22 protein-coding genes and 2 tRNA genes are annotated in these 24617 nt (G+C 57.4%); 11 read left to right on the top strand and 13 right to left on the bottom strand.

Annotated features, from left to right (window positions below; translation table 11 throughout):
• Nucleotides 1–20 precede the first annotated feature (20 nt).
• The 5 genes from Pan181_RS11485 to Pan181_RS11465 form a co-directional block, all read right to left on the bottom strand.
• Nucleotides 21–461 carry an ExbD/TolR family protein gene (locus tag Pan181_RS11485; RefSeq protein WP_145246945.1) on the bottom strand — a complete coding sequence of 147 codons (441 nt, stop codon included), beginning with the start codon at nt 459–461 and terminating at the stop codon, nt 21–23.
• Nucleotides 462–523: 62 nt separating this feature from the next.
• A complete protein-coding gene (locus Pan181_RS11480) occupies nt 524–1210 on the bottom strand; it encodes a MotA/TolQ/ExbB proton channel family protein (protein ID WP_145246943.1) in 687 nt (228 codons plus the stop codon).
• Between the two features lie 101 nt (nt 1211–1311).
• Nucleotides 1312–1785 (bottom strand): hypothetical protein, encoded by a 474-nt coding sequence (locus Pan181_RS11475; RefSeq protein WP_231943815.1) that lies wholly within the window; start codon nt 1783–1785, stop codon nt 1312–1314.
• Nucleotides 1786–2173: 388 nt separating this feature from the next.
• On the bottom strand, nt 2174–2962 hold the full coding sequence (locus tag Pan181_RS11470) for a BON domain-containing protein (protein WP_231943814.1): 789 nt from the start codon (nt 2960–2962) through the stop codon (nt 2174–2176).
• 271 nt (nt 2963–3233) lie between these two features.
• On the bottom strand, nt 3234–3542 hold the full coding sequence (locus tag Pan181_RS11465; RefSeq protein ID WP_145246940.1) for a hypothetical protein: 309 nt from the start codon (nt 3540–3542) through the stop codon (nt 3234–3236).
• A gap of 933 nt (nt 3543–4475) precedes the next feature.
• Between Pan181_RS11465 and Pan181_RS11460 the strand changes: the two genes are divergently transcribed.
• The gene (locus Pan181_RS11460) at nt 4476–4682 is read left to right on the top strand and encodes a hypothetical protein (protein ID WP_145246938.1); all 207 of its coding nucleotides are present in this window, start codon (nt 4476–4478) and stop codon (nt 4680–4682) included.
• Nucleotides 4683–4772: 90 nt separating this feature from the next.
• Here the strand turns inward: Pan181_RS11460 and Pan181_RS11455 are convergent, their stop codons facing one another.
• Nucleotides 4773–6698: a thioredoxin-like domain-containing protein gene (locus Pan181_RS11455; RefSeq protein WP_145246937.1), complete on the bottom strand. Its 1926-nt coding sequence runs from the start codon at nt 6696–6698 to the stop codon at nt 4773–4775.
• A 249-nt stretch (nt 6699–6947) separates the two neighbouring features.
• Between Pan181_RS11455 and Pan181_RS11450 the strand changes: the two genes are divergently transcribed.
• The 8 genes from Pan181_RS11450 to tnpA all read left to right on the top strand — a co-directional run bounded on the left by Pan181_RS11450 (nt 6948) and on the right by tnpA (nt 10220).
• Nucleotides 6948–7021 (top strand) — tRNA-Ile (locus Pan181_RS11450).
• Between the two features lie 85 nt (nt 7022–7106).
• Nucleotides 7107–7179: transfer RNA gene (locus tag Pan181_RS11445), tRNA-Ala, on the top strand.
• A gap of 135 nt (nt 7180–7314) precedes the next feature.
• Nucleotides 7315–8040, top strand: a complete 726-nt coding sequence (locus tag Pan181_RS11440) for a Hint domain-containing protein (RefSeq protein WP_145246936.1) — start codon at nt 7315–7317, stop codon at nt 8038–8040.
• Nucleotide 8041: 1 nt separating this feature from the next.
• On the top strand, nt 8042–8464 hold the full coding sequence (locus tag Pan181_RS11435) for an Imm26 family immunity protein (protein ID WP_197529178.1): 423 nt from the start codon (nt 8042–8044) through the stop codon (nt 8462–8464).
• Between the two features lie 124 nt (nt 8465–8588).
• Nucleotides 8589–8873 carry an AHH domain-containing protein gene (locus Pan181_RS27010; protein WP_197529177.1) on the top strand — a complete coding sequence of 95 codons (285 nt, stop codon included), beginning with the start codon at nt 8589–8591 and terminating at the stop codon, nt 8871–8873.
• A 111-nt stretch (nt 8874–8984) separates the two neighbouring features.
• Nucleotides 8985–9254, top strand: a complete 270-nt coding sequence (locus Pan181_RS11425) for a hypothetical protein (RefSeq protein WP_145246932.1) — start codon at nt 8985–8987, stop codon at nt 9252–9254.
• Entirely contained in the window at nt 9238–9777 is a 540-nt protein-coding gene (locus Pan181_RS11420; RefSeq protein WP_197529176.1) for a hypothetical protein, read from the top strand. Before Pan181_RS11425 ends, Pan181_RS11420 begins: the two co-directional genes overlap by 17 nt.
• Nucleotides 9777–10220, top strand: a complete 444-nt coding sequence (gene tnpA / locus Pan181_RS11415) for an IS200/IS605 family transposase (protein ID WP_145246807.1) — start codon at nt 9777–9779, stop codon at nt 10218–10220. Before Pan181_RS11420 ends, tnpA begins: the two co-directional genes overlap by 1 nt.
• Before the next feature lie 84 nt (nt 10221–10304).
• Here the strand turns inward: tnpA and Pan181_RS11410 are convergent, their stop codons facing one another.
• The 3 genes from Pan181_RS11410 to Pan181_RS11400 all read right to left on the bottom strand — a co-directional run bounded on the left by Pan181_RS11410 (nt 10305) and on the right by Pan181_RS11400 (nt 15211).
• On the bottom strand, nt 10305–11246 hold the full coding sequence (locus Pan181_RS11410) for an IS5 family transposase (protein WP_145244898.1): 942 nt from the start codon (nt 11244–11246) through the stop codon (nt 10305–10307).
• Between the two features lie 350 nt (nt 11247–11596).
• Nucleotides 11597–12637: a family 43 glycosylhydrolase gene (locus Pan181_RS11405; protein ID WP_145246930.1), complete on the bottom strand. Its 1041-nt coding sequence runs from the start codon at nt 12635–12637 to the stop codon at nt 11597–11599.
• 300 nt (nt 12638–12937) lie between these two features.
• Nucleotides 12938–15211 (bottom strand): carbohydrate-binding domain-containing protein, encoded by a 2274-nt coding sequence (locus Pan181_RS11400; RefSeq protein ID WP_197529175.1) that lies wholly within the window; start codon nt 15209–15211, stop codon nt 12938–12940.
• 401 nt (nt 15212–15612) lie between these two features.
• Here Pan181_RS11400 and Pan181_RS11395 point away from each other — a divergent pair, with 401 nt between their 5' ends.
• Nucleotides 15613–16290, top strand: coding sequence for a YMGG-like glycine zipper-containing protein (locus Pan181_RS11395; protein ID WP_197529174.1), 678 nt, complete (start codon nt 15613–15615; stop codon nt 16288–16290).
• Nucleotides 16291–16413: 123 nt separating this feature from the next.
• Here Pan181_RS11395 and Pan181_RS11390 read toward each other — a convergent pair whose 3' ends face one another.
• Nucleotides 16414–17727, bottom strand: coding sequence for an outer membrane protein assembly factor BamB family protein (locus tag Pan181_RS11390; RefSeq protein ID WP_145246927.1), 1314 nt, complete (start codon nt 17725–17727; stop codon nt 16414–16416).
• Nucleotides 17728–18175: 448 nt separating this feature from the next.
• Between Pan181_RS11390 and Pan181_RS11385 the strand changes: the two genes are divergently transcribed.
• Nucleotides 18176–18397 carry a hypothetical protein gene (locus tag Pan181_RS11385; protein WP_231943812.1) on the top strand — a complete coding sequence of 74 codons (222 nt, stop codon included), beginning with the start codon at nt 18176–18178 and terminating at the stop codon, nt 18395–18397.
• A gap of 81 nt (nt 18398–18478) precedes the next feature.
• Here Pan181_RS11385 and Pan181_RS11380 read toward each other — a convergent pair whose 3' ends face one another.
• The 3 genes from Pan181_RS11380 to Pan181_RS11370 all read right to left on the bottom strand — a co-directional run bounded on the left by Pan181_RS11380 (nt 18479) and on the right by Pan181_RS11370 (nt 24478).
• Nucleotides 18479–19405 carry an ABC transporter ATP-binding protein gene (locus Pan181_RS11380; protein ID WP_145246926.1) on the bottom strand — a complete coding sequence of 309 codons (927 nt, stop codon included), beginning with the start codon at nt 19403–19405 and terminating at the stop codon, nt 18479–18481.
• Nucleotides 19406–19468: 63 nt separating this feature from the next.
• Nucleotides 19469–21748, bottom strand: a complete 2280-nt coding sequence (locus Pan181_RS11375) for a hypothetical protein (protein ID WP_145246925.1) — start codon at nt 21746–21748, stop codon at nt 19469–19471.
• A gap of 174 nt (nt 21749–21922) precedes the next feature.
• Nucleotides 21923–24478: a CARDB domain-containing protein gene (locus Pan181_RS11370; RefSeq protein ID WP_145246924.1), complete on the bottom strand. Its 2556-nt coding sequence runs from the start codon at nt 24476–24478 to the stop codon at nt 21923–21925.
• Nucleotides 24479–24617: the final 139 nt, after the last annotated feature.

The raw sequence follows: 24617 nt of genomic DNA, 5'->3' as shown, positions 1-24617 counted from the left end.
CAGTTCGCCAAGGGCGAATGCTACTTTCGGGTGTTTGCCGGCTGACTCATCGCCGTGGCCAGTTCCACCGCGATACCGATTTGATGGATCTCGGATTCGTGACACGCGGCCAAGGTGTCGGCCACATGCTGGAAGGGACAATTCGCGTCGCCGTTGAGCATGACTTCCACGTCGGGCGAGGCACGCCGGGCTGCTGTGAGCCGTTCGACCAACTCGACGCGACTGAGCGACTCGCCGTCGAGGGCAATCCGGCCATCGGCGTACACGGTCACGGTGCGGGGTTCGCGCGGCGATTCATGTTCGCCAGCGGTCGCCACTTCCGGTAGTTCGACTTCGATGTTCCGTTCGAGTTCCGTGAATTTGGTTGCCACCATGAAAAAGATGATCAGCAAGAACAAGACATCGATCATCGGTGTCAGGTTTAACTGCAGTTGATCGTCTTGAGTGGTTTTAAGTGGCATGGCACGAACACACAGCAATGGGAACGGCGGACAGCGAGTCGTAAGCAAGGTGACTCGATGGATTAAGCGGCTTTCTTGCGACCTTTGCTTTGATTCGTTTCGGCCGAGATCAGGTTGACCAATTGCTGACCGTTGTTGTCGATCTCCATGACCAGCGTGTCGACTCGACCAACGAAGTACAGGTAGAGAATCAGAGCCGGAATCGCGACAAACAGCGCGGCAGCTGTCGAGAGCAACGCTTCGCTGATGCCGCCGGCAAGCATTTCGGGGCGGCCCATGCCATCGCCGCTGGCAATGGCGTTAAACGCCTTGATCATGCCGCAGACGGTACCGAGCAAACCAAGCAGTGGACTTACGGTCGCGACACCATTGATCACCCGCAGGTACTTGCGAAGCATATTCGCGGTGCGTTCGCCTTCGTCGAGAATCGCTTGCTCGACTTCCACCGCCGGCTTACCCCACTTACGCACCCCAGCGGCGAACACTCGGGCCATGTGGCTCGAGTCGTCTTCGCAATACTCCAGGGCTTCGTCGCGATCGAGCGAACCATCGGCCACTTGCGAAAGAAAGCAGTGGATGAAAGGTTTCGGCACCACCCGTTTACGGCGTAGACTCACCAATCGCTCAAATACCACTACCAACATCACAAACGACGCGACGACGATCGGCCACAACGTCAGGCCGCTGGCGAGTGCCATATCCAGCAGACTTTGTGTAGGGATTTCGGTGGCAGTTTGTGTGGCAAGCATTACAGCCTCGCTTTACATAGCACTAGCCTCGACCAACGAGTGGCGAGGCTAGTGGTAATTTTCAATTGTGTCAGCCTAGCAGTCTCTGGCGAGAAGTCGCGTTAGAACTGGGCAGCACCGCCATCTTCCACGTTGCCCACCATGTGAAGGTGGTTGTGGTCGACGTAAACCACTTCGCGAGCATCTTCATCGACCAGACGGTGAGGCACAGGCCAGCCAATGTTGCGTACGTCGGTGTAGTAGATGGTGCACTTATAGTGAGCGTGATGTTGTTGAGCAGGGCCGATCAGAGGGTACACGCGTGGTGGATCCATGTAGTCGGCAATCTTCTCTTTCACGATGCGAACGTTGTTGCGATTACGCTCGTACAGGAACGGCAGGTTGCCTTGAACCTGATTGGCCTTTTCCATGGCGATCATTACTTCGTCGTCGCTCGGAGGATCGAGCGCAACCGGTTCGTTACCCGACGTGTTGGGGCCAAGAATTGGCACACGACCGTAACGTTCCTTGTAATGGAACTCGTCTTCCTTTTTCTTCTGGTAGTAAGGGCTGATTGGCACTGGAATCGAAGCCATGCCGAGGCTCGGTCCCAATGTTTGCAAACCCCAGAAGCAACCGCTGGAGGTCAAGGAGATGAAACCGATTACGCTGGCGGTGGCCAGCATAACGGCCTTGGAATGTTGGCGAGATGAGCGGATGGTCCGTTGCATGGATCAACCTTTTGAATGCTTGAATGCTGTTGGGAGCGAAAAGCGACCGTTTCAACCAGGGTGGTGAAACGAGGTCATGCTATAGGTATCGAGATAATCTGGGTCAATCTTGCGGGTTGTTTGGATTTTGCTGGAAATAATCTGCAATTTCCAACCAGGCATGTAGCTAGCATTCCATTGCGCACAAAAAAACTCGGCCCTTCCGCGAGGGAAGGACCGAGCTTGTACGTTATCTGGCTGTATGCCGCTAGGCTTACTGGCACTTGCTGTGGCTGAAGTCCAGCATCCACCAACCGTCGTCCCATTCCAGCGTGACCTTACGCCATCCCAGGGGAACCTGGGGATACGGATAGAACGGGCCGATGTAAGGCCAAGCGGTAGGCGAGTACTGCTTGGGGTAGGTGACCGCAGCGTAGTTCGGGTAAGCAGCGTAGCTCGGCCAGGCGTAGCCAGGCATGTGAGCGTTGTCGTAGCTTACGCCAGTTGCACCGCCGTTGGGAACATAACCCGAAGGTTGTGGCGACATGCCACCACCTGGGTACCCATTGGTGCAGCCGTTGCAGTAGCTAGCGGGCATCGGACGGCCCTGGTTGCTAGCAGTGCGGATCGCGGTAGCCTGACCAGGTGCCATCGGACGAGGCATCTGAGCCATTTGGCGTGGGGCCACAGGGGCCGGACCAGCAACAGGTTGCATCGGAGCTTGCTGCATTGGCATGGCAGCGAGACGTTCCTGAACAGGTGCAGGAGTCTCGACCACTTGAGCCGCAGGCGACACCAATTGGTCGGTAGCCATGCCTTCGACTTCCAGCTTGCAGATGACTTGCTCGACACCTTCGATGTTCTGAGCAAGCTTCACAGCAGTTTGCTGCTGTTCGTCGCTGGTAACCGAGCCCAGCAACCAGGCGACACCGTCTTGGTATTTCACACCGAGACGATAGTTCTGAAGTTGGCCACTCTCTTTAATCGATCGGGCCACGTGCTGCGCCATGGCGGTGTCTTCCGGCGTTTGGGCCTTCACCGCAGTTGCGGATGCCACCAACATTGCGCAGGCGCATACGAGATGAATCGAACGCCTTCCCATTTTCCCCCTCCTAGGTTTCAAGTGAGTCAGTACAGCAATACTCTCTGCGGTACTAACTACGGCCCGACCCGAAAGTCGGGACTCGAGCAATAGACGATGTAATACGCTCGACCACCGCAAATAGGTGCGAGGACGATGCGACGCTATTGGTTTCGGCACCGGATGCTAACGGAGGGGAGTTTTTTTCCGGTTTTGCCGGTCATTTCGCGCGGAGTGCTAGCACGCGAGGCTCTTAGCGATGAATGTCGTCGCCCTGAGCGATGGATTGCAGCAGGCGATCGGGCTCGAAACCAGTGCGCTCTATGCACACCACCACGGCCATCAATCCCAGCGTGCATCCCGAGGCGGCCCAGAACGATTGTTGCGACAAAAACCCTACCACGGCTATCACGGCCACGACGCCCATGGTGATCGAGAGCAGGAAACTCGTGCAGACAGCGCACACTGGTTTCAGGTGATTGCGACTCGAAACGGCCAGGATGATTCCAGCCAGATGCACCGCCAGCCATACGCCGGGGTGAGCATTCAGAACAGCGTCCATGCAGGTTCTTTCTATGCCAATAAGTAGGAGGGGAGAGGATGGCCGGAGAATAGGGTCTACGCACCCTAGCGTCAACGTCAGAGCGACTTGCGGTTTTTTGCAACGGCTGGGAACTTCGGCACATCGATTGCTTTAGATTTTGGTCAACTGGTTGCCCGGCAGCTTCGATGAAAGCCCATGCTGGCAGCTGGTTGTGGTTCGGTGGGCCTTTGAGTCGCTCCGGAATGGGGTGGCATCCGCTACATGAACCAACGGAACGCTTCCAGCATGTTCGCCCTGCTGGAGTAGGTATTCCAGGTAGTCGCAAATCTCGGTACACGGGGTTTTTATAACGATTGTGATCCAACGTATCGCATCCCCAAGCCCCAGAGGCTTGGTGTTTTGCCTCGGCCTACGACGGACGCTCCGCTTTGGAGCGGGCGGTGTAGTGTCGGTGGAATTGGGGCTAAGTTTGGGCAGGCGAATGGAGCCAGCACCGCCCTCGGTACGCGCGTTTCACCCCCCCAGCGATTCACCATTTTGGTGAATTTGCTTCCCTATTGTTGTGACCCAACTCAAAAGCCCTGGAATCAAAGGGCTTTTTGAAAACCTGGCCACTCTGCCAGCTTCTAGGGAAGTCGACCGTAAGCAAGTCGTTCCGCGAAAACGTGCTTCTATCCAGCTGTTTTTGGCGAATCATCCCATGCTCACCACAACGGGGAGGAAATGTCGGGAGCGTGACTTGGTGGTTCGACCAAAGCCGGAGGATTTCGAGAGAAACTTCGCCCGAATCGCGGTTTCAACGCCCGAAAACACCAATTGCGAAATTGCCAACTTGAAATCTAACGACTGGCACGGGCATTGCATTGCTATCAGTCGGAGTGTGAGCTTCGCCATCGACGGCGGACTCGCTTCGCCTAAGATTGGCAACTTGCACTTTGGGATGATCGACTAATGAACTACGGCAGCAAACACCTCGACTACGCTTTGCGAAACTGCATGATCGACGAAGTTGAGACTGGCGATAACTACCACTGCGGAACCCAGATTCAATACAAGCGGAAACGTTCGGTGCACGCGCTGCGTCGCCGCCGACGTCGTAAGTCCGACACCCCTGGTTGCGGCATCGGTGGCCGCAATAATCGCCGCTACTCTTGGTAGCGACTGCTGCCTGTAGTCATGGCATAAAAAAAGCCCGCTCGATTTTGAATCGAGCGGGCTTTCGTTTTTCTAGAAGCTTTTCAGCCGATGCTATCGGCGGCTCATTTGCGGAGTCTTGCCGATCACTCGCTTCAGCTCGTCTTCAAGCTGCGAGATGTGCATGTTGCGATTGGCCACTTTTCCTTCATCGTCGACGAAGATCATCAGCGGCAAAGTCATCACACCCATCTCGTTTGCCAGGCGCCCATCGAGGCCTCCTTCGTCGTAAACGTGCTTCCAAGGGGTGCGATTGCTAGCTAGGTACTGCTCGGCCAGCTTCACGTTGCTATCGAGGTTCACCCCGATGATGTCGAAGCCCTGGCGAGCGTAGGCCGCGTGCAGCTTTTTCAGCTGTTCGATGTCTTCCTTGCAAGGCTCACACCAGGTGGCCCAGTAGTGAATCAGCACGTACTTGCGACGATAGCTCGTGAGGTCGACCTTGCCGCCACCAATCGCGTTGCCCGAGAGCGGCAACACTTTGCCGATGGAGTCGATGCGTTGAATCGCTCCTTGGGCTTTCTGGCCCGCGTCGGTTTTGGGGAAGTCTTTTGCGAGCTTACCGTACCATTCGATGGCATCTTTCTCTTCGCCCGCGAACTCCTGCTCCATGCCGAGTTGCAGCAAGGCTTCGGCCGTGTCGGTGTAGTTCGGATAGTCGTTCACAAAGGTCTTGAGCGATTCCACCCAGCTGTCACGTACCTTGGTGTAGTCGGCCTTGGGATCGCTACCCGCCTTGATGTAGTCGGACCACAGGCGACGGAACTCCACGTGCGCTTGCAGTTCTTTCGAGGCGTTGTCCTTCTTGAGCTGCTCGGCGAGCTTCTTCAGGTCGTCGATGGCTTCGTCGTACTGCAGCGTCTGAACCGAAGCGCTCAGCATATCCGCCAACTGGCGTTGCCATTGTTCGCGATCGTTGCCGGCTGGGCTCATCTTGGCCAGTTCCTGCATGATCTCGATCCGCCGTTTCATGTCGGCGTTTTGTTGCTTGGGATCGCTGCTGAAGTTGCTATCGAGCTTCTCCAGTTCGGTCATCAGGGTTTGCATCTCCTCGGTGGGGGCGTTGGTTGCCGCTACCGAACCCAGGGGATCGGCCGAGGGAATGTTAAACAAGCTCGCGACGGCCGAAGCGTCGCCGGTCTGCGGCAAGCCTAGCAAACGCCAGGTGTTGTCGACTTTCACGACCGCGCCCAGGTAAACCTGTTCGGGGTTGCCGCCGTTTTCGACCAAGGCAGCTGCGTTCTCATAGACTTCGATGTCTTTCGTCGAACCGTTGGTGCCAGCTGGAACCAACGCCGGGCGGGCGGCGCCGAAATCGAGGAAGCGCGTTTGCTTGTTGATCACGCTTTGCGACTTGGCGAACTGGGTGAACTTCGATTCGGCTTCGCGAATGCTGGTGGTTACTTGCTGTTCGAGTTCGGAACCGAGGCCAAGCGATTTCACGTCGCCGCTGCCGAGTAGCAAGGTGTTGAACAGGTTCGCGTCGTTCTTCTGGATCGCTTCGATCGCAACTTCCGCGACTTCGTAAGGCGAGATCTGCTTCCAGCTATCGATTTTGCCATTCTCGTCTTTGTCCAAACCCCAGCGAGTGCCGCCGGTGTGGAACCAACGGTACTGATCGGCTTTGCCATCGAAGTCGGCGTCGATGTCGCGATACACTTCCAGGCCGTTCTTGTAGTAGCACCACAGGTCGACCACGTTATCGCCGTTCGAGTCCTTGAAGTACCGCAGCATGGCGCCGCTCGGGTCGAGCACGATCCAGGCGGTCTTGCCATCTTGCTTGCCGGGCTGGATGGTGCAGTTTCCCGCGTCGGCCGCCGATGGCTTGTCGTAGTCGACATTCGACTGAATCGGTTTGAGCGACAAGGCCTGCTGCACGGTCGGCACGGCCGCCCGAACGCTCGGGCAGCAGACGAAGGCTACGGCAGCGGAAATCGTCGTCAGAAGGGTGGGGAAAGGGCAGGGGCGATGATGTAACATCGTCAAATTCCTCGAAAGTGGACGGGTTGATTAGCTACCGGCAGGAATCCGCCAGATTGGGGCAATAAAGTATCGAACCTCGGCGTCTGTTGCTAGGTCAGTACTGGGGAATGCTGGCAAGTCCGGCTGTGCCGGAGAATCCACCAAATTTTGTCCGCTGGAGGCCTCGGATGCCACCCGGCACCCTTTGACAAGCCACGCCAGCGCCCTAAAATACTGGACTCGACGGTTAAAACCCCGTCGACCCTCGGGTGCGTAGCTCAGTTGGTTAGAGCGCAGCCCTGATAAGGCTGAGGTCCCAAGTTCGAGTCTTGGCGCACCCACTCCCGAGAGGCTCGAGGCCAGAGGTTGGTAGCCAAAACCCGCAAGGATTTTGACTTCGAACCCCTGGCCTCCCGTTTCTCACATGGGGCCGTAGCTCAGTTGGGAGAGCGCTAGCTTTGCAAGCTAGATGTCGCCGGTTCGAGCCCGGCCGGCTCCACTTTTTTCTCTTTCCGCTCCAGCAAAAGTTCTGGAGCAGGGTCGCCCGCGGTGCCCGCGGCGATATGGCTTTCTCGGCCAAAGTTCTTTTCCCAAGCCATGTATCCCGTTTGGGAACAACCGCTTGTGATCGCCGATTCTTCCCCGGCTCGCAAGTTTCCCCTGGTTAGACGACACCGGGGGGCAATCAAGTCCGTCTCCGCTATTCGGTAGCTGGGAGTGCCAAGGCGAAAAGGAATGTGTGCACCTCGACGGACAATACCACCACGAACTGTTCGACCTGACGTTTACTACCGATGCAGGCGCCGCCGAGTCGGTCCGCACCACCGGTTGGCATAAGTTCTACCGCGTCGACGACCAAGCCTGGGTCTCAGCCGCCGAGCTAAACCGGGGCGACACCCTCGAAGGCATCGACGGCCTGCTCACCGTCGAGAGCCTCAACCGAGCCCCCGGCACCCACCGCGTCTACAACCTGACCGTCGAGGGAGAACACGTCTACCGCGTGGCCTCGCTTGGCGCGCTGGTGCATAATAATGGTTGTAGTGCTCGCAAACACGTAGCTTACACAGCTGAGGCCCTCGATTATCCAGGAAAGAAGTATTCAGGGCGTTCTAGTGGAGTGGATATGACAGCCGAGCAGATCCTCGCAAAACGAAAATCTGTTCATCATCGCAATCTAGGCCCCTTGGAATTAGATCAAATATCGGACTTAGGCAGTGCTATCCGGGGACGAGAACAACTATTGAAAGACAAGTTTGAAGAATTGGGAGTGGCAACCGAACAAATACAACCAATCAGCCCTCGCAGCAAGAATCGCAACAAGTACATTCAAGATGCCATAGACGAGTTTGGGGATCGATAAGGTGATCAGAACAGCGGGAAAAATAGGCGACGTTATTGAAATACCGCTCAGCAATGGCAATTTTGCAGCCGGACGGCTTTACAGAGAAAGTTCAATCGGAATATTCTCCAGGAAGTTTCGAAGCCATGTCAGGATCGAAGAGTTAGTTGACTTATCAATCGCGTTTGTTGTTGGATGCTTCGATACTGCAATCACCAAGGGCAACTGGCCTACGATTGGGAATATTCCTTTTGACGACTCCGAGGATGCCTGGGCTCCGCCACGGTATATTCAAGACATTATCAATCCTAGCAAGTATCGCATCTATCATCATGGTGAAATGCGACCGGCTGATCCATCAGAAATTGCAGGATTGGAGAAAGCGCAAGTCTACAAGCCGGAGCAGTTAGTGGAGAGAATTGAACGCGAATTACCTCTCTTGTAGATTTGGCGTTTCGCCTGCCCGCTCACCGTCGAGAGCCTCAACCGAACCCCCGGCACCCACCGCGCCAGCGAACCTGACCGTCGAGGGCGAGCACGTTTACTGTGTAGCCGAACACGGCGCGTTGGTGCATAATATTGGTTGTGCCCCAGTAAAGGCACTGAATGACGACGCTGCGAGAGCCGCCCTTCGCAAAGCACTTGGACAAGAAGGAACCGGCAAGGTCGCTCACCACCTGATTCCGCTTGAAGCAGAGAAGAAGTTCGGCAATCTGTTGGAACGGGGCCGTCGAGGTGGGTTTGACATCAATGTCGCCAACAACGGACGGTTGGTTGACCCGACAGACCACATAGGTGGTCACCCTCAGTACAACAAAGCGGTCCTGGACGAACTCGGTCGGATTGAAGACTAAGTCCGGGCCGGTGGGTTGTCGGATGGTGACGTTGCCGACCTCTTGCAAGGTGCCGCGGACAGATTGGGCGGGGCAATCGACAATGGCACATTCGGCCCCTGGGGATAGAGCATGAGCGAATCGACCGAAGCACCTTGGCAGAGCGACTGGAGTCTCTTCATTGATGAACTTGGAGGTTGGCTGCGGACCAGTGAGGACACCGACGAGCTTGCCCGCAGGTTTGGGAACCAGAGCATCGAGTGGGAAGGCGCCCATCGTGCCGCAAGCGGAAAATACCAGAAGGCATGGGAAGGGTTCTTAGATAAACCAAGATCGCAGGATGAGATCATCGGATTCGGAAAGAAACTATCAGAGAGGTTCGGCTTTGACTGGCAATACTAAGACTTTTCCAGGTTTCGACCACCTGTACTACATGCAACAAGCACCTATGGGAAATAAGTGCTTCTACGCTGATCTTGCCGACGACACCCCAGAATATGAACTGCTGCGTGGAGAATGGACGCCGGAAGGTCCTTTGTGTGCCAACTGGGGGATGGGAACGCCCGAGCCAGAAGACATTGCTCGTGGTCGTACTGTGACTTGGTTTTACTTGAGTCCTCGCGTTCAAGAAATCTTTCGAAATCATCACCTTACTGGCTGGTCAACCTACCCTCTTGCTTTACGCAACAAAGCCGGTGAAATCTGCCCCGGATACAAGGGCTTGAGTATTACAGGGCGTTGTGGCCCGATTGATGAGAATAAAGGGGCATTGGCGCCAGGTGAGTCCCCCGACGACTGTTTCGCAGAGCGTGTTGGTATTTTCTTTGATGAGTCTTCCTGGGATGGGGCGGATTTCTTTTATCCAACCGATGGGGTTAGAACCCTCGCCTTCAGGCGAAACCTTCAGGTTCATATACTACTGTGATGGATAGTTACCGGACTGGAGCACATAGCCGCTTTGATTTGAAATACCATTTCGTGTGGGTCACGAAGTACCGCAAGGCGATCCTGAGAGGTGACGTCGGGGTACGGGTGCGTGAAATCGTGCGCGAGGTGTGTCGGACGAACGATATTGAGATACTGCAGGGGGCGGTTTCGGCCGATCATGTGCATGTTTTGTTGTCATGCCCTCCGAATCTCTCGCCCAGCAAGATCATGCAGTATCTCAAGGGCAAGAGCTCGCGAAAGCTTCTGATGGAGTTCCAGCATCTGCAAAAGCAGTACTGGGGGCGTCATTTGTGGGCCCGCGGGTATTTTGTGGCGTCTAGCGGAAGTGTGACTGAGGAAGCGATCACCGCGTATATCCAGGGTCAGCGGGGAACGGAGCCCAGCGACGGGGAAGATAACTTCCGCGTAACGCCTTCGTGAGTGAAGGACTTCAGTCCGTAGCTCACGAACTCTTTCCAAACCTACCGGCTTCCAGCCGGTAGTAGTTCAGTTAGGCCTTGTTGACTAACTCCACTCGAACTGTGGAAGCCCGAGTTGGGTGAATTGATTGATGATTTTACAGCGCAAGCGGGCTTCCGTTTGTTGGTTTTCGAATACTCGGTTTTTGAGATGGCTCCCAAAGCTTTGTTTCACTCGGTACATGGTCGTTTCCGCCAAGCTTCTACGATGATAGCCCACTTCCTCTTTCCAACTCCTACGCCCCTTGCGTCGAATCTGACGAATTGCCTCGTCCCGGGGCAAAGGCTCCTCCGCAGAGTTGCCATGTTGTTTGATCTTGGCGTTGTGCTGCGGCGGAATCACCGGCTCAATGCCTTCGGATTCCAGCCCTTCATAAACCTTCCACTTGTCGTAACTACCGTCGCCGTGAAACTTTTTTACGGGCTGCTCCACCTGCTCCAGCATTTCGGGAACCGCATCGGCATCGTGGCAACTGTTCTCGGTCAAAATCTCCGCCACAATCTCGCGGGTGTCAGGATTCACCGACAAATGCAGCTTCCGCCATGTCCGCCGCTTCGACTTGCCATGCGTCCGCATCTTCCATTCGCCCTCGCCAAACACTTTCATGCCGGTGCTATCCACCACGATATCGATGTCGCCCCTCTTGTTAGCGATATCGAGCGAAACATTCAGCTTGCTGGCTCGCTTGGCGAGCGAAGAATAATTGGGAATCGCTGCCTCGACGCCCAACATCGCCACCAGCGAGCGGCCGAATCCCTCAGTCTGCCGATAGGGAAGTTTCAGCAGTTCGCGAATCGTCAGCAAGCACTCGATCGCCGTATCGCTGAAGACAAAAGGGCGACCGACTTTTGTCTGGTCGTTAGGATGTTCCCAGTTCTCCAACGCCTCGTCGCTAAACCAAATAGTGATGTTTCCACGCTCGATGAGCGACTTGTTATACTCCTTCCAGTTCGTGACTTTGTAGGTTCGTTTTTCTTTCGTAGCCATGTTCGATCTCCGTAAAAAAGGTACGTGGTTCCATTCCACGTTAGTTTTTACGGAGGTTTGTGACTAATTGTTCAACAAGGCCACTCACTTCTAAAAAATGCCGTAGTGTTTCGACTAGTCGATTATCTAATGGTGATGACCGTCTCAGAACGCTTGGTACAGCGAGTCTACCAATGCCAGCTCGGTGGATTTGAGTTCAAGAAGAAATGGCCACTTCCTCCAGGCACGAACTGGTTCAGTGAACACAAGCGGCGACCTTGGAAGCCAAATTAAAAGCACTCTTTAGAAAACTCCAAAGCCATCGCGGTCGGAGACCGCTCCTACATGCGATGCTTTGGCTTTGCGCCGGGTTACTTTGGCAACTTCTCCGGCGCTAGCACCGGGCGGCCCGCTTTCCAATCGATCGGCACGACCGACAGGTACCACGATTTGCCGTGGTCGTTGTTCCCCTGATAGAACAGGTAGTCCTGGCCGTCGTCGTCCTGGAACAGGAAGGGATGCCCCGACTCGCTGGAGTTCCAACTACCGGGCTGGCCGCAGGGCAGGAGAGGTTCGACCGAAAGCCGCTTGAAGTGCACTCCGTCGTCGCTCACTGCGACCCCAATTTGCTGCGGAGCATTGTTGTACGCTCCCGCGTAGAACATGTAGAGCTTGCCATCGCGACTGGCCATGGCGGCCGCTTCGATGCACTGTTGCTCCCACGCCAGATCGAGATGGGGGTCGTCCAAAGGTGTCGGCACGGTTGGCTCTAGAATCGGACCTTTCAGGTTCAATTGCTTCCAAGCGTCGCGGCCGAAGTCGCTATCGAGCGGCGCGGCGGCAACGCCTTGCATCTGAATCTTCATCTCGGGATCACGGGTGGCCCAGTACAGCAGCAGCCGATCGCCGAACGGCACCACGTCGGCATCAATCGCCCGCCCGACGTTCCAATTGCCGGTGGGACGGAAGATGGGGTTCGAGGGGTTCCGCTCGAAATGGATGCCATCGTCCGACCAGGCGTGACAGATCGCATCGCGCGGGCCACTGCCATAGGTTTGGTAGAACAAATGGACGCGGCCATTAAGCACGATGGCTCCCGGGGCAGTGAAGCCGGTGGCTTCGGCCGGGCCGGTGTTGGCGAGCCGAGTGACCTTGGTCCAGTCGACGAGATTCTCGCTAGTGGCGATGCCGATCGACCACCCTTGGGTCGGCTTGCCCTCGTAAGGCGGTACCGAATAGTAGAGCCAGTACTTCTGCTGGAACCGCACCACCGCGGGATCCTTGGAGTAAGGTCGGCCGCTCACGTTATCGGCAAAGTACATCCGCGGGGCATCAACTGGAGGATCGGCCAGGCTCACGTCGGCCAACACACACCCAACAAGACAAGTGACAAGAAGCAGTGCGTATTTCATCGGTGGGGAAACTCCGAAAGCGATATCGTCGGGTGCTGATTTAGGTCAGAAGAGTCGCATTGCAACCGCGCAGGACTCTGCGATGCAAGTACCCTCCATTAGACCATACCACGTCCCCCAATTAAACAAGTTGATACCCCCTCTAGCGACGCCCTCAATAACGCACCTCTTAACCAGGGGACCGCGCAAGAAGCAACCCAACTGCCCGCATCGTGCAGTTGGGTTGCTGGAATTCCACCACCTGACGCTTCGCTAGCTACCTTATGGAAAGCGTCGGGTGGTGGCGACGCAAGGGGCTCGTTACGCAGTGAGGGATCCCAACAGGGTGCCGGATGTGTAAAGGCCGCCGATGTATAGGCCATCTTCTTCCTCTCCCGTGGAACTGCCACCGGAGTAGACATCGTAGGTGGATCCCGAAACCAGCAGCGGCGAACAGATCACCACCGACTGGTACGCTTTCTCGGGTACAAAGGTCAGGATGTCTTGGCCGCTCGCATCTTCGATATGCACCATGGTTCCCGCCGCCTGGGTACTACCGTAACTGAAGGCCAAGTACTCTTGCGTGGAGGTGGAACTGGGTGCTTGGGCCATTTGCGAGCTACCTACGGCAACCAGGAACCCACCGGTCATGACAAACGTGCCATCGAAATCGAGGGGACCGTTACCGCTGGAGGTCGGGCCGTTGACGATCACGGTGCCGGCCGACATGGTGATGTTGCCATTCGCATCGATACCATCGCCGGTTGCGTTCACGACAATGTAGCCACCGGTGATGGTGATGGTTCCGGTACTGCCAGTGGTTCCGCCACCTGGGCCACCACCGCCGCCGGGACGACCACCAGTGGTGCCGCCTGAGCTATCGGCTCCCCCCGCAGCGTTCACTCCGTCGTCGCTACTGACGATGTGAATCGTGCCGCCGGCAAGCACAATGTCGGTGGCCTCGATCCCTTCGTAGCTGGTCGTGATGTTGATGGTGCCATCGTTGATGGTTACTTCTTCGTCGCCGTGGATTCCATCGTCGTAGGCAGCAATAGTAAAGATACCGCCGTTGATGGTGAGCACGGTATTGGTGTGCAGGCCATCTTCGGCCGAGTTGATGATAAAGGTGCCGCCGTTGATGGTGAGCACCGCGTCGGACTTGATCGCCTTGGCGCTCTCCGATTCGCTGACTCCTTGCGAGCTACCACCACCGGTAGTAACGATGAGCAACCCGCCGGAGACGATCAGGCTCGCTTCGGCCGAGATGCCGTCGCCGCCCGCTTCGACCACCAGCGAACCACTGGAAATCACGATGGTCGACGTGGTTCCCGCATCGGTACTCGCAATGATTCCATCGTCGGTCGCAGTGACATCGAGCGTGGTGTTCGCGATGGTGATGTTGGCAGCCTCCACTCCCTCGTAGCTGGTGGAGATGGTGATCATGCCGCCGCTGAGAGCGATAAGCCCTTCGGCATGGATGCCATCGTCGGCGGTCGCCAGGGTGATGGTTCCACCGGAGATAGAGAGGTCGCCGTCGCTATGCAGCGCGTCGTCCGAGGCGTCGACTTCGATCGTGCCCCCTTCGATTTCGAGGGTCACGCCGGCTTTGAGTCCTTTGCCACTGTCGGACGACACATCGCTGCCGCCGCCGGTGAGAAGGGTGATGTCGCCATCGACAATGGTAAGCGTAGTTTCGGCCTGAATGCCTTCGCCATCGGCAGTGATGTCGATCGTACCGCCGAGAATGGTGATGGTTCCCTCGGTGGCCTCTTCGTCGTTATTGGATTGAATGCCGTCGCCGCCGGCGGTGATGGTGATCGTACCACCTTCGATGACTACCGAGTCGCGACCACGAATCCCATGGCCCACGGAATTGATGCTGATGTTGCCGCCCGAGATGGTGAAGTCGTCCTTGCTGACGATGCCCATGCTGTAATTGGCATTGACCACCAAGGAGCCGCTGCCGGTGATCTCGAGATCGTCGTGACTGAACAACGCCGCATCGGGCTCGGTATCGGCGCCGAGATCGTAGGCGTCGCCGTCGGTAAGGGTGTTGACCGTGCCAGCGGCCAGGCTGATCAAAACGTCTTCGGCATTGGCGACGTAGACCGGCGAGTTATCGCTGCAGGTGATACTGACCCCATTGAACACGAGTGTCACCAGCTCGGTATCGGTGGTATCGACGACCAACTGGCCATCGGTCAGGGTACCACTGATGTTGTAGGTGCCGGACTCGGTAATGGTGATCACCGAGCCTTCCACCGTGACTCCGCTGCCGTCGACGGTGGCCGACGTGCCAGTTAGATCGATCGAAGTTTCTTCGGAGACTACTTTGCCATAGTTGGTTTTCCAAAGCTGGTAGTCGTCGGAGGTGTAAAGCGACCCGAGATTGTCGCGCCACACGGTGTAGTCGGCCAGGCTCACGACTCCGTCGTTGTTGAAGTCGCCCTGGGTACCGGATAGCAACTGGCGCTGCTCCAGCGTTTCGACGCGCAAGTTGCGTCGCAATTGGTGGCGGTTCGTCCGCCGAGTCGAACGGCTGCGAGTCGACCATAGGCGGTTCGCCTGCTCGATGATTCCTTTAATGTCTAGCAATGCACTGTCCCGTAAATCTGATGCGTGGTGATTCTCGAAGGAAGACAAGCTGGGCTACTTGGTGAGCTGTGAGGGCCGCGCTCCGTGTGGTTAAATCGGAGCATCAAGCAGCTTCTTTGGTCCATGCGATGTAAGACCGAAGAAAGGGCACCACAATCACGCAAATTGTTAAGAAAAAGTGAATCCGCGTCCTATTTTCGCCATTTTGACCAGGTCGGAGCCAAAATCGGGGCGCGCAGGACGCTTTCGCAGCCAGTTCGGACGATTGGAAAACCGTAGCTTTCCCAAGTGCTACCAGCCGGGCATCCGGAGGGCGAATCTCTATTGCTCGGAACCGCAGCGGCCGATATGAGTAGTGACTCAATAGGGTTTCCACTTATTCGCGAGACAGTTCCATGAACGTGGCGAGCTTCCAAACCAAGACCGCATTAGTACTTCTGGGGGTGGCCGTAGCGGCGTCGAGCATGACCTCGGCCCTGGCTCAGTACCCGAATCAGGAGTACTACTATCAGGCCCCCAATAGCTACTACCGCAACGACACCCGCGAAGGCACCATCACTGGTGCTGGCATCGGGGCGATCGCCGGTGCTTTGATCGGCGGGAAGAAGAATGCCGAAGGGGGAGCTTTGATTGGTGCCGGACTAGGTGCGCTCACCGGGCACACCCTCGGCAAAGCCCGCGACGACGCCGACATGCAACAAGTGGCCGTCGGCACCTCGATGGCGGCCAACGCCAATGCCCAAGTAGCCGCTCGGGCGGTATCGAATTACGACTTGATTCAGATGTCGCAAGCTGGCTTGAGCGACGACCTGATCATCAGCACCATCCAAACCCGCGGTGGCCGGTTCGACATGAGCCCGAACAGCCTGATCAGCCTCAAGCAGGCCGGCGTGAGCGATCGCGTGGTGATGGAAGCCCAACGGGCCGCCAGCGTGACGATGGCAACGCCGATCAATCCGGCGCCGCCGACCGTGCGAGTGGTACCAGCCCCCACGGTGTATGTCCGCCCCGCTCCCGTGATTCGCGTCTACCATGGTTACCATGGACCGGTTCCGCACCATTACCACGGACACTGGTAACACGTAAGACCACAGGTCTTTAGCAGCGATAAACAACAAGAGCCGGTCGATTGGATGCTTGAAAAGGCAACCACTTCGACCGGCTCTTTTTATATTGCTGTTGTTTAAGAGCTAAGCGAACGCCTACTCGACGCAGTACAGGGTGGACGTCGAGCGAATGAAGAGCTGGCCATCGCTCACCGCAGGCGTAGCGCTGATTTCACCAGTGTCGGATTCGAACTTGTTCACTGCCAGTTGCTCGAGGCCATCGTCGGTGAACTTGAATACGTAACCGCTTCCGCTACGTGAAAAGTAGTAGAGCTTGCCATCGGCGACGATCGGCGAGGAGTAATCGCCGCGCGGCCCACGACCGCCCCCCTGGGTGGCTCCGCCGGCCAAGCGTTGCTTGTCGATCGGCTCGCGTGTGGTGGCATCGATGACAGTGATCACTCCGCTCGAAATCCAGTAGAGTCGATTGTTGTAAATCACCGGCGTGCTGATGCGGCCCTTCTCGGTGCCAGTCCACAGCGAGTTGGATTCGGTAATGTCTCCTTCGCCCCCCACCCGCACGGCCACTGCACCGCTGTCGCGACCACCGAGTACGTAAGCGATCTTCTCGTCTCCGTCGCTCACCACCACACTGGCGGTGCACGAGTTGGACTTACTATTGGGCAGGCTGCAGTGCCATACTTGGCTACCATCTTCGGGATTGAGACCCCAGATTTCGTTCGGAACAGCGAGCACGATGTCGGTCCGCTGGTCGTCGACCTGCACCATCACCGGCGTGCCCCAGGTGCCGGCCAGGCTGGGGGCTGGTTTGCTCCAGACTTCTTTGCCGGTCTCTTTGTCCAAGGCCACAATCGACTTGCTTTCGGCCGAAGCGGTCACAATCACTTTGTCCTCGAACAAAATCGGGCTCGAGGCCGAGCCCCAGTGACGCTCATCGAGTTCGGTCCCGACGCTGGTTTGCCATATCTGCTCGCCATTGAGGTCGAACGCGACGACGCCCGACTTGCCGAAGAAGCAGTAGACGTGTTTGCCATCGCTCACCGGAGTGTGCGAGGCGTAGCCGTTCTCGGCAAACATGCCGCGGTAGTCGTCCTCCGGCAGCACTGCGTCGACCGACTTGCTCCAGGCAATCGCGCCGGTCGCGCGATCGACACAAACCAGCAGTCGCTTCAGGTCCTTTTGATCGTCCGACGATCCCTCGCCGGCAGCGAATCCGGTCCAGCAAGTGACGAACACCTTATCGCCGACGATGATGGGACTCGACAATCCTGGTCCGGGGAGTTCGCACTTCCATTTCAAGTTCTCGCTGTCGCTCCACGTGCTCGGCACCGAAGCAGAATCGTCGCTAACGCCTGCGCCAGATTCGCCACGAAAACGAAGCCAATCCGTTGCGTGCGAGGTGAGAGGAAGCGAGAGAATGAGTAGGGTGAGAACAAATCGCTGTAACATGCAGTGTGCCTCCGTGATTTAAAAGATCGCGAGGAGCCAGAACGTGTAACAAAGCGAGGCCCCTGAACGATGTAACCCGCTCGACTGACGAAAGGGTTTGTTCACGATAAAGTTTTCCGCTAATAGAGTCCAGAAGTCGTCTATGATTTCGGTTTTCACCCAATGCGCAAAAGGCAGGCTCATTTCGCCGAATTTTCTTGACATTGGCAGTGCGATTCGGATAATCCGTAGCATGCGGTGGCTAATCATTGGATGGAAATCGGTGACACAAGTGCTTCCATCCGTTATCTAATCGACTTGTGTGGTACTTCGCGCAGTAGCTGAACACCGACGACTTTTTCACGGTGAAGTTCCACGAGCACATGTTTGGCGGGCGTGGCTCAGGAGTGTTGATTCGATGGAGATCCGCCACCACGTATCCGGCTCTTACCATGGGAGGAATGTGGTCGTGTCACAAGTTTCAGTGCTTGATGCAATACGCGAGGGAATGTGGGACTTCGAGCCCCAGCCGTTAAATGCCGACGAATACTCGGCCACGAAAGCCATGCCTGGCACCAAAGCCAAGCTAGATGTGCTGGCCGAGCGCGCCCAGCGTGGTTTGCCGCTATGGCATGATGAAGACCGCGTTGAATACGACGACGGCAAAGACCTACCCCCTAGCCGCGCTTGACGCTCCCTACTTAGCGCCGCGAGTCACACTCCCGCGCAGTGCGCTGGCTGCAATACCTCGCTGAGTTACCAGCGAGTGGCGTTACGAGGTGATGCCCTTCGTGAGAGCCATGAAGGCGGTCTCGAGATTGATCTCGTCTTCCTTCAGCAATGTCAGGCGATAGCCACCGGCGATTAGCGTCGCGGCTAGGTCGCTAGGATCTTCGGCTTCAGGCACCAACGTGGCGGTAATATCCCGCGCGTCAATCTCAGCCGACTCTACCAGCGCGTGCGAGCGGATAGTCTCGAGCGCCTGTTCCATGTTCTCGGCTACACGAATCTTGAGCACCAGCTGCTGACGCACCTGCTTCATCACCGATTCGACGTCGGTATTCACAATCAACTCACCCTTCTCGATGATGCCGATCTTATTGCAGATGTCGGCCAACTCCGGCAGGATGTGACTCGAAACGATGATGGTCTTGCCCATGTTTCGCAGCTCTTTTAGCAGCCCGCGAATATCGATACGCGCACGCGGATCGAGACCACTGGCCGGTTCGTCGAGCAGCAGCACCTGCGGATCGTGCAACAACACCCGCGCCAAGCCAAGGCGTTGCGTCATGCCGCGTGACAAGCTGGTGACCAACGCTTCGCGCTTGTAAGTAAGGTCGACTAGCTCCAGCACTCCTTCGCAGATCTTCCGACGTTCGGCACCTCGGATGCGATACGCGGCCGCGAAGAACTCCAGGTACTCGATCACCTTCATGTCGTCGTACACCCCGAAGAAGTCGGGCATGTAGCCGATAATGCGGCGGATTTCTTTGGGGTGCGTGTAAATCGAATGCCCTGCAACGTAGGCTTCGCCCCAAGTGGGGTTCAGCAGCGTCGCGAGAATACGCATGGTGGTTGTCTTGCCGGCACCATTGGGACCGATAAACCCGAATACATCTCCTTGCGAGAGTTCGAGGTTGATGTCCTTGATGGCAAACAACTCTCCGTACTTCTTCGTTAGTCCGCGGATTTCGATCATGGCAAGTTACGCAGGTTGGGGTTCCGGACTGGAGAGTTGCAACAAAGGTTGGAGGATAGCTTGCTATTCGTCGGACGATGGCTCTTCTTCCGGCGCTTCGCCCGAAGTATTGACCGGCAGCACGTAACGGTACATCACCACGTACACGTCTTTCTCGTTGCGTAACGACTCGGCTTCGTCTCCCCTCAGTCGCACCAGTTCGCTCCGCGGGGCGGAGCAGGCACCGATGAGCATGGCGGTTTGCGAATCGAGGGCGTGGCTCAGGTCGACGTATTGCTGGTAGCGCATCCACTGATGGGTATAACGCCGGCCACCGAGTGCGTCGTAGAACATCATCATCTCGGCTAGACCACGGAGTTCGAGACTGTGAACCAAGTACTGCTTCTCGTAGTACGAGTTCGCTCCCACGTCGAATCCATGATCTTGCTTGTACATGTTTCGCAGCTTACGCGGGGCGCTCGACGAGTTGCTGGCTCCCGTCGACACCACCTTCACTGTGTCGCCCGGATTCATAGTGCCCAGCTTCCACGCCCAGTTGCCGTAGACGAGTCGGCAATCTTCGAGAGTCGCCGAAGTCGCGTTGGTAATCTCCCCTTCCACCAGATTGTTGGGAGTTCGCATCAAATCGCTCGCAAGCAAATCGTCGGTCTCGGTTTCCCAACGCGAAATAAACGTTTTGGTCGACCAGACCTCGATCGGCACCCCATTAAGCTGCGAGAGGTCGGTCCCCCAGCCATAATCGGGTCGGCCGCCGAGCATGCCGGCCTCGGTGGCCATGCCCCCCATGCCGCTTGCGGGGCGACCAAGCCAGGCCAAGTTCGACTCGGCGGTGGTGTCGGCCTCGCCGGATGGGCTCTTCACCGCGGGGATGAAGTTGTATCGATCGGGACTCGGACTAAATAGGTGAGTCCACATGGTGCCACGCGTCATGCCCGTTTGATTGTCGACGTCGACAATCTCGAGCTGGTTGATCCGCATGGAGTCGCCCTTGAGATAGGCGGCATAATAATAGGCGGCCGCACACGTTCCGATGATGAGCAGCGGGAACGTAATCCAGGTGAGCTCCATCCGCTTCAGCACGTGCTTGACCAGGAAGTAATCCCCAGGGCCAATCACGACGATGTACAACAGCACGAGGGCTGCGATGCCGAGGAAGGAGGGAGTGCGAATGCCGGAGTTCTCGAGCTGTTCGTCAAGCTGCTCCTGCATGGCCAGGGCCACATCGGCTGGGCCGTCGTAGTAATAGTCGCTGGTTTCGTCGTCGAGCTTTTCGTCGGGCAGGGCGATGATCTTCTCGAGCAGTTGAGCGCGACCGCCCCAAGACTTGGGACCGTAGAGCGGAGCAATATCGATGTCGAGTCCCACGAAAACGGTCTCGCCCAAACCAACCCGGCGGCGAATGATCAGCGGTAGCGGATTCTCGCGGCTGCCAAAGGTCAGATCGACATCGCCGGCGATTTGGCTGAACGTGGGGATCGCCCGCTTGATGCGTCCCCGGTCGGGCAGTGGTTCGTTGCTGCCGGTGTAGTTCATCAGCGGTGCCAGCGAGTCGATCGTCACCATCTCGGCAAACGGACCGGGAGCAAACGGAGTTAATGGGCCGTTGGCTCCCAGCACCAGATCGGCGTTCTCGCCGCAGAACAGCACGAGGCGGCCACCGTTATGAACCCAATCCGAAAGTGCCTGGATGCGAGGATCGTCGCCCCGCATGCCGGTCCAATCGTCGCGGCGGCTCGTCGAGAGCAACACCGTATCGACCGACTCGTAAGCCATCGACTGGGTCGGCAGCGATTCGACTTGACTAATGTGCGACACCACATTCTGGGTGTAGTACAGCTCGTTCGATTTTCCCGCTTCGGCCGAAGCTACGCCGATCGGCACCGGTCCGACTTCCACGATCATCCGCGTGGTCGAGGGATCGCCATGAGCAACGCCCCCCTTATCAAGCATGCGATTCGGCGAAAACTTGCGCGAAGCCAAACGCCGGCCTTGCTCGAGATTGATTAGCGTCACGTCGACCGGCGACTCAAGCTGCCCGATGCGTACCAGCAATTCAACGCTGGTCACTCCTTTGGCCGGCAGGCTAAAGGGGAGCGAGTTCACACTGGTGTAGACCCCGTCGCTATCGGGCACCGCCACTTGAGCGATGGCCGTCACGGTTTTCTCGCCGCCCGAGATGGTCAAACGGAGCGGGGTCCAGGATCCCACGCGGTACCGATCGGCAAAGCCGAGTTCTGCCCGCTCGAGGGTGACCTTCGGCGGCTGCTGGGCTTGCGCCGATGCACTGAAGGCACCCACCAGCAACAGAATGGTCCCTAGCAAGCGGCAAATCATTCGAGCCATAGCCAAGAACCGAACCATGAACGGGGAATTGGAGAGGAACATAACAACCTCCCAATTCTAATATCCGGACGCCAGATCTGGCCAGTGTCGATTTGCGGCATTACACAGGTTTACCAGCAGCGAGCCCCCCCGGCCGCTGCTGGTAAATCCTGCGATTTGCGTGTGACTCGTCGATTACTCGAATCGCGAAGCCCGCGAGGCCGACTCGAGTGGAGTGTTTGCGGGCTGCGAATCGTCCTGGAAGAACCGCGTGGTCTCTTCCGCGGCCAGCTTGATCTCCAAGTCGCGACACAGCACTTCGGCACGGAACAAGTGCGTGCCAGCCGCCTGAGCCCGAGCACGAATCTTGAGCGTTACTTGCTGTCCAGCGGGCAAGCTGCCGATGCTGCGGAATCCCACGCGGCCGTCGGCGATGGTCGCTTCGGCTCCAAGAGCGGCGACTGGTTCGATGCCTTGAGCGAACAGGCCAACGATGTTCACCTGCTCGGCAGCACTACGGCCGCGGTTGGTTACCGTAATGGCGTATTCGATCTCGGTGCCGACAGGAACCGGTCCCTTGGGATCGACGATGTCGAGCTTCAGGTCGGCCAGGGCAACCACGTCGGTCGAGGCGGTTACCGAATCGCGTACGTCGCCCGCACCATTGGAGGCCGACAGATTAAACTGGTTGGCTCCTGCCTGATTCACGACACCTCGCAACTCAAGATAACGATCGTCGCCAGGACGCAGCGTGCCGACGTTCCAGATCACGCGTTGAGCCGCCGAATCGAACTGATGTCCTTCACTGGCACTGCGGAACTCAAAACCAGCAGGTAGCGAGACGACGAACTGTGTTTGATCGGCCGAAGCGGTGCCCGGATTGCGAACCCGGAAGTAGTAGACCGCCTCGGTACCAGCGTACTTACGATTCGGTCCACGCCAGTCGACGTTCAGTTCCGCATGGCGGCAGAAAATCGACTGAGCGGTTTCGCAACGCAGGTTGCCATCGGCAACAGCCATCGCACGAATCGCCAGTTCGCCAGGCTCGCGAGCGGTGATCTCGATATCGACCGACTTCGATTCACCAGCCGCCAGTTGATCGATACGGTAGCTGCTCGTTGGCTGGCCACCTCCGGGAGGCATCAATTGCACCACGATGTTCTCGGCCGGTCCCGTTCCTGGATTGCTGAGCGACAGGTGATAACTCTGCGGACGACCAAAGTAGACTTCGTTCGGGCCATTGATGGCCATTTCGATCTTCGGCTCTTGCACCTCGACCATGGTGGTGGTCGCCACTGGTGCATGACGCCAGCTCACACCCAGGCTGAGCGACTGGCTGGTCTTCGGCACAAGCACTACGTTGAGTGTCTGCGAGCGACCTTCGGCCAACGAAGCGACGTCCCAACGCAGGGTGGTGCCACCGTTGGCACTCGCTTCGCGTTGTACGGTTCCGGCCGAGGCGGTGGTATGAATCACGTCGGCCCACTCAGGAGCGACGACTTCGGTCGAAAGCTGATTAGCAGCCGCCGTACCGCGGTTTTCCAAAGTCACGCGATAGGTGGCTTCGCGACCAATCAAAATCGTCTTTGGACCCGCTACGCGAGAAGCGATCAACGGCAGTTGCTCGTTGACCAATACGTTTTCGTTGTCCAACCCAGCCGGCGTTTGGGTATTCACTCCCAGCGGGGTGGTACTCCAGGGCTGCTGGTTCAAGTTGCTGGCAGCTGGTGGGGCAGCCGTAAACGCTTGCTCCGCGTCGGCTGAATTGGGAGCCATTCCGTTATCGACGATCGGCGGAAAGTTCGAGTCGGCTTCTTGCTCTACAGGGGCGACCACAGGTGGTGCTGGGGCGGCTTGGCTCCATTCATTCAGGGTCGCTTCCGCATCGAACTCGTCGATGTCGATCTCGTCCTGAGCCGAACCTACCACCTGCGGTGTGGGAGCGTTCAAAGCCAGATGCTCGGGCGACTCCGATGGTTCGGTCTCCGCCTGAGCTTCCGATTCCTCCACCACAGGCACCGCAACCGTTTCGGTACTAGGCGACAGTGGCTCGGTGGTCGGAGCAAGCGGGGCGATCGGAGCAAGCTCAATCGGATTCAGCGCCAGTTCAGCGGCTTCGTCGGCCGAGGCGAACCCCGACTCTTCGGGCTCCTCGGTTTGTTCTTCGGCTACAGGCACCTCGGCGAGCGGAGCTTCGTCGACTTTCGGCGCGACTGGCTCGCTGACCACGGGTTCTTTCTTGGCGACCGGTTCCGGAGTGGTGGAAACACCACTGGTGTCGTTCGAATCTGCCGACGTGCCGATTAGATCCAGGGCAATATCGTTGCCGCTGTGATGACGGGTAGCGGTGGTTTCGGGACGCGTGGCCACCTTCACAGGCTTGGCCTGCGTACGCAGCGGGGCTCCGCCGAGGGCAGGACCGATGTCGTACACGGCCGATTGCTGGGGCTTGCTCAGCACGCTACCCGCACGCTGGCGACTAGGGGCCGGCACGCTTGCCACGCGGGCGGCTGGCTGCTCGGGCTTGCCACGCAGGACATCGAACAAGTCACGCCCACCAGCTTGCTGCTGAGGCTGCGGTGCGGGCTCGGCCGCCGGCGGTTGTTCGCCGGTCCAGCTTCTACGAAGCTGCGAGAGCCGATCGCTCAACGACGGACCATCTTCCGCTAGAACATTGCTCGCTGACGAGAGTGTAGAGACAATGACGAAGGTGCAGAGTATCGATCGAATAATCTCGGTCGGGCGGTGCATGTTCGCTTCCTTGCGTTGCTGCCGGGGGGCCAGACTGCTAGCAAACCGCGGGGTCCTTCCACAACGGTTCGCCTGCTGTCGGTACTAGATCGGCAAACTGTGCAGCGCGAGTTGAGCGAATCGCAACGAATTTACCTAA

The organism is Aeoliella mucimassa (genome assembly GCF_007748035.1).
Lineage (GTDB): Bacteria > Planctomycetota > Planctomycetia > Pirellulales > Lacipirellulaceae > Aeoliella > Aeoliella mucimassa.
This window is presented reverse-complemented; position numbering and strand designations above follow the sequence as displayed.

Bases quoted from the DNA above. Each gene is read 5' to 3' on its own strand.
- Pan181_RS11410 (WP_145244898.1), bottom strand. From the start codon at position 11,246: ATGGCTACGAAAGAAAAACGAACCTACAAAGTCACGAACTGGAAGGAG.
- Pan181_RS11470 (WP_231943814.1), bottom strand. From the start codon at position 2,962: ATGTTGGTGGCATCCGCAACTGCGGTGAAGGCCCAAACGCCGGAAGAC.
- Pan181_RS11405 (WP_145246930.1), bottom strand. From the start codon at position 12,637: ATGAAATACGCACTGCTTCTTGTCACTTGTCTTGTTGGGTGTGTGTTG.
- tnpA (WP_145246807.1), top strand. From the start codon at position 9,777: ATGGATAGTTACCGGACTGGAGCACATAGCCGCTTTGATTTGAAATAC.
- Pan181_RS11455 (WP_145246937.1), bottom strand. From the start codon at position 6,698: ATGTTACATCATCGCCCCTGCCCTTTCCCCACCCTTCTGACGACGATT.
- Pan181_RS11480 (WP_145246943.1), bottom strand. From the start codon at position 1,210: ATGCTTGCCACACAAACTGCCACCGAAATCCCTACACAAAGTCTGCTG.
- Pan181_RS11485 (WP_145246945.1), bottom strand. From the start codon at position 461: ATGCCACTTAAAACCACTCAAGACGATCAACTGCAGTTAAACCTGACA.
- Pan181_RS11380 (WP_145246926.1), bottom strand. From the start codon at position 19,405: ATGATCGAAATCCGCGGACTAACGAAGAAGTACGGAGAGTTGTTTGCC.
- Pan181_RS11475 (WP_231943815.1), bottom strand. From the start codon at position 1,785: ATGGCTTCGATTCCAGTGCCAATCAGCCCTTACTACCAGAAGAAAAAG.
- Pan181_RS11375 (WP_145246925.1), bottom strand. From the start codon at position 21,748: ATGGCTCGAATGATTTGCCGCTTGCTAGGGACCATTCTGTTGCTGGTG.
- Pan181_RS11390 (WP_145246927.1), bottom strand. From the start codon at position 17,727: ATGTTACAGCGATTTGTTCTCACCCTACTCATTCTCTCGCTTCCTCTC.
- Pan181_RS11460 (WP_145246938.1), top strand. From the start codon at position 4,476: ATGAACTACGGCAGCAAACACCTCGACTACGCTTTGCGAAACTGCATG.
- Pan181_RS11425 (WP_145246932.1), top strand. From the start codon at position 8,985: ATGAGCGAATCGACCGAAGCACCTTGGCAGAGCGACTGGAGTCTCTTC.
- Pan181_RS11370 (WP_145246924.1), bottom strand. From the start codon at position 24,478: ATGCACCGCCCGACCGAGATTATTCGATCGATACTCTGCACCTTCGTC.
- Pan181_RS11465 (WP_145246940.1), bottom strand. From the start codon at position 3,542: ATGGACGCTGTTCTGAATGCTCACCCCGGCGTATGGCTGGCGGTGCAT.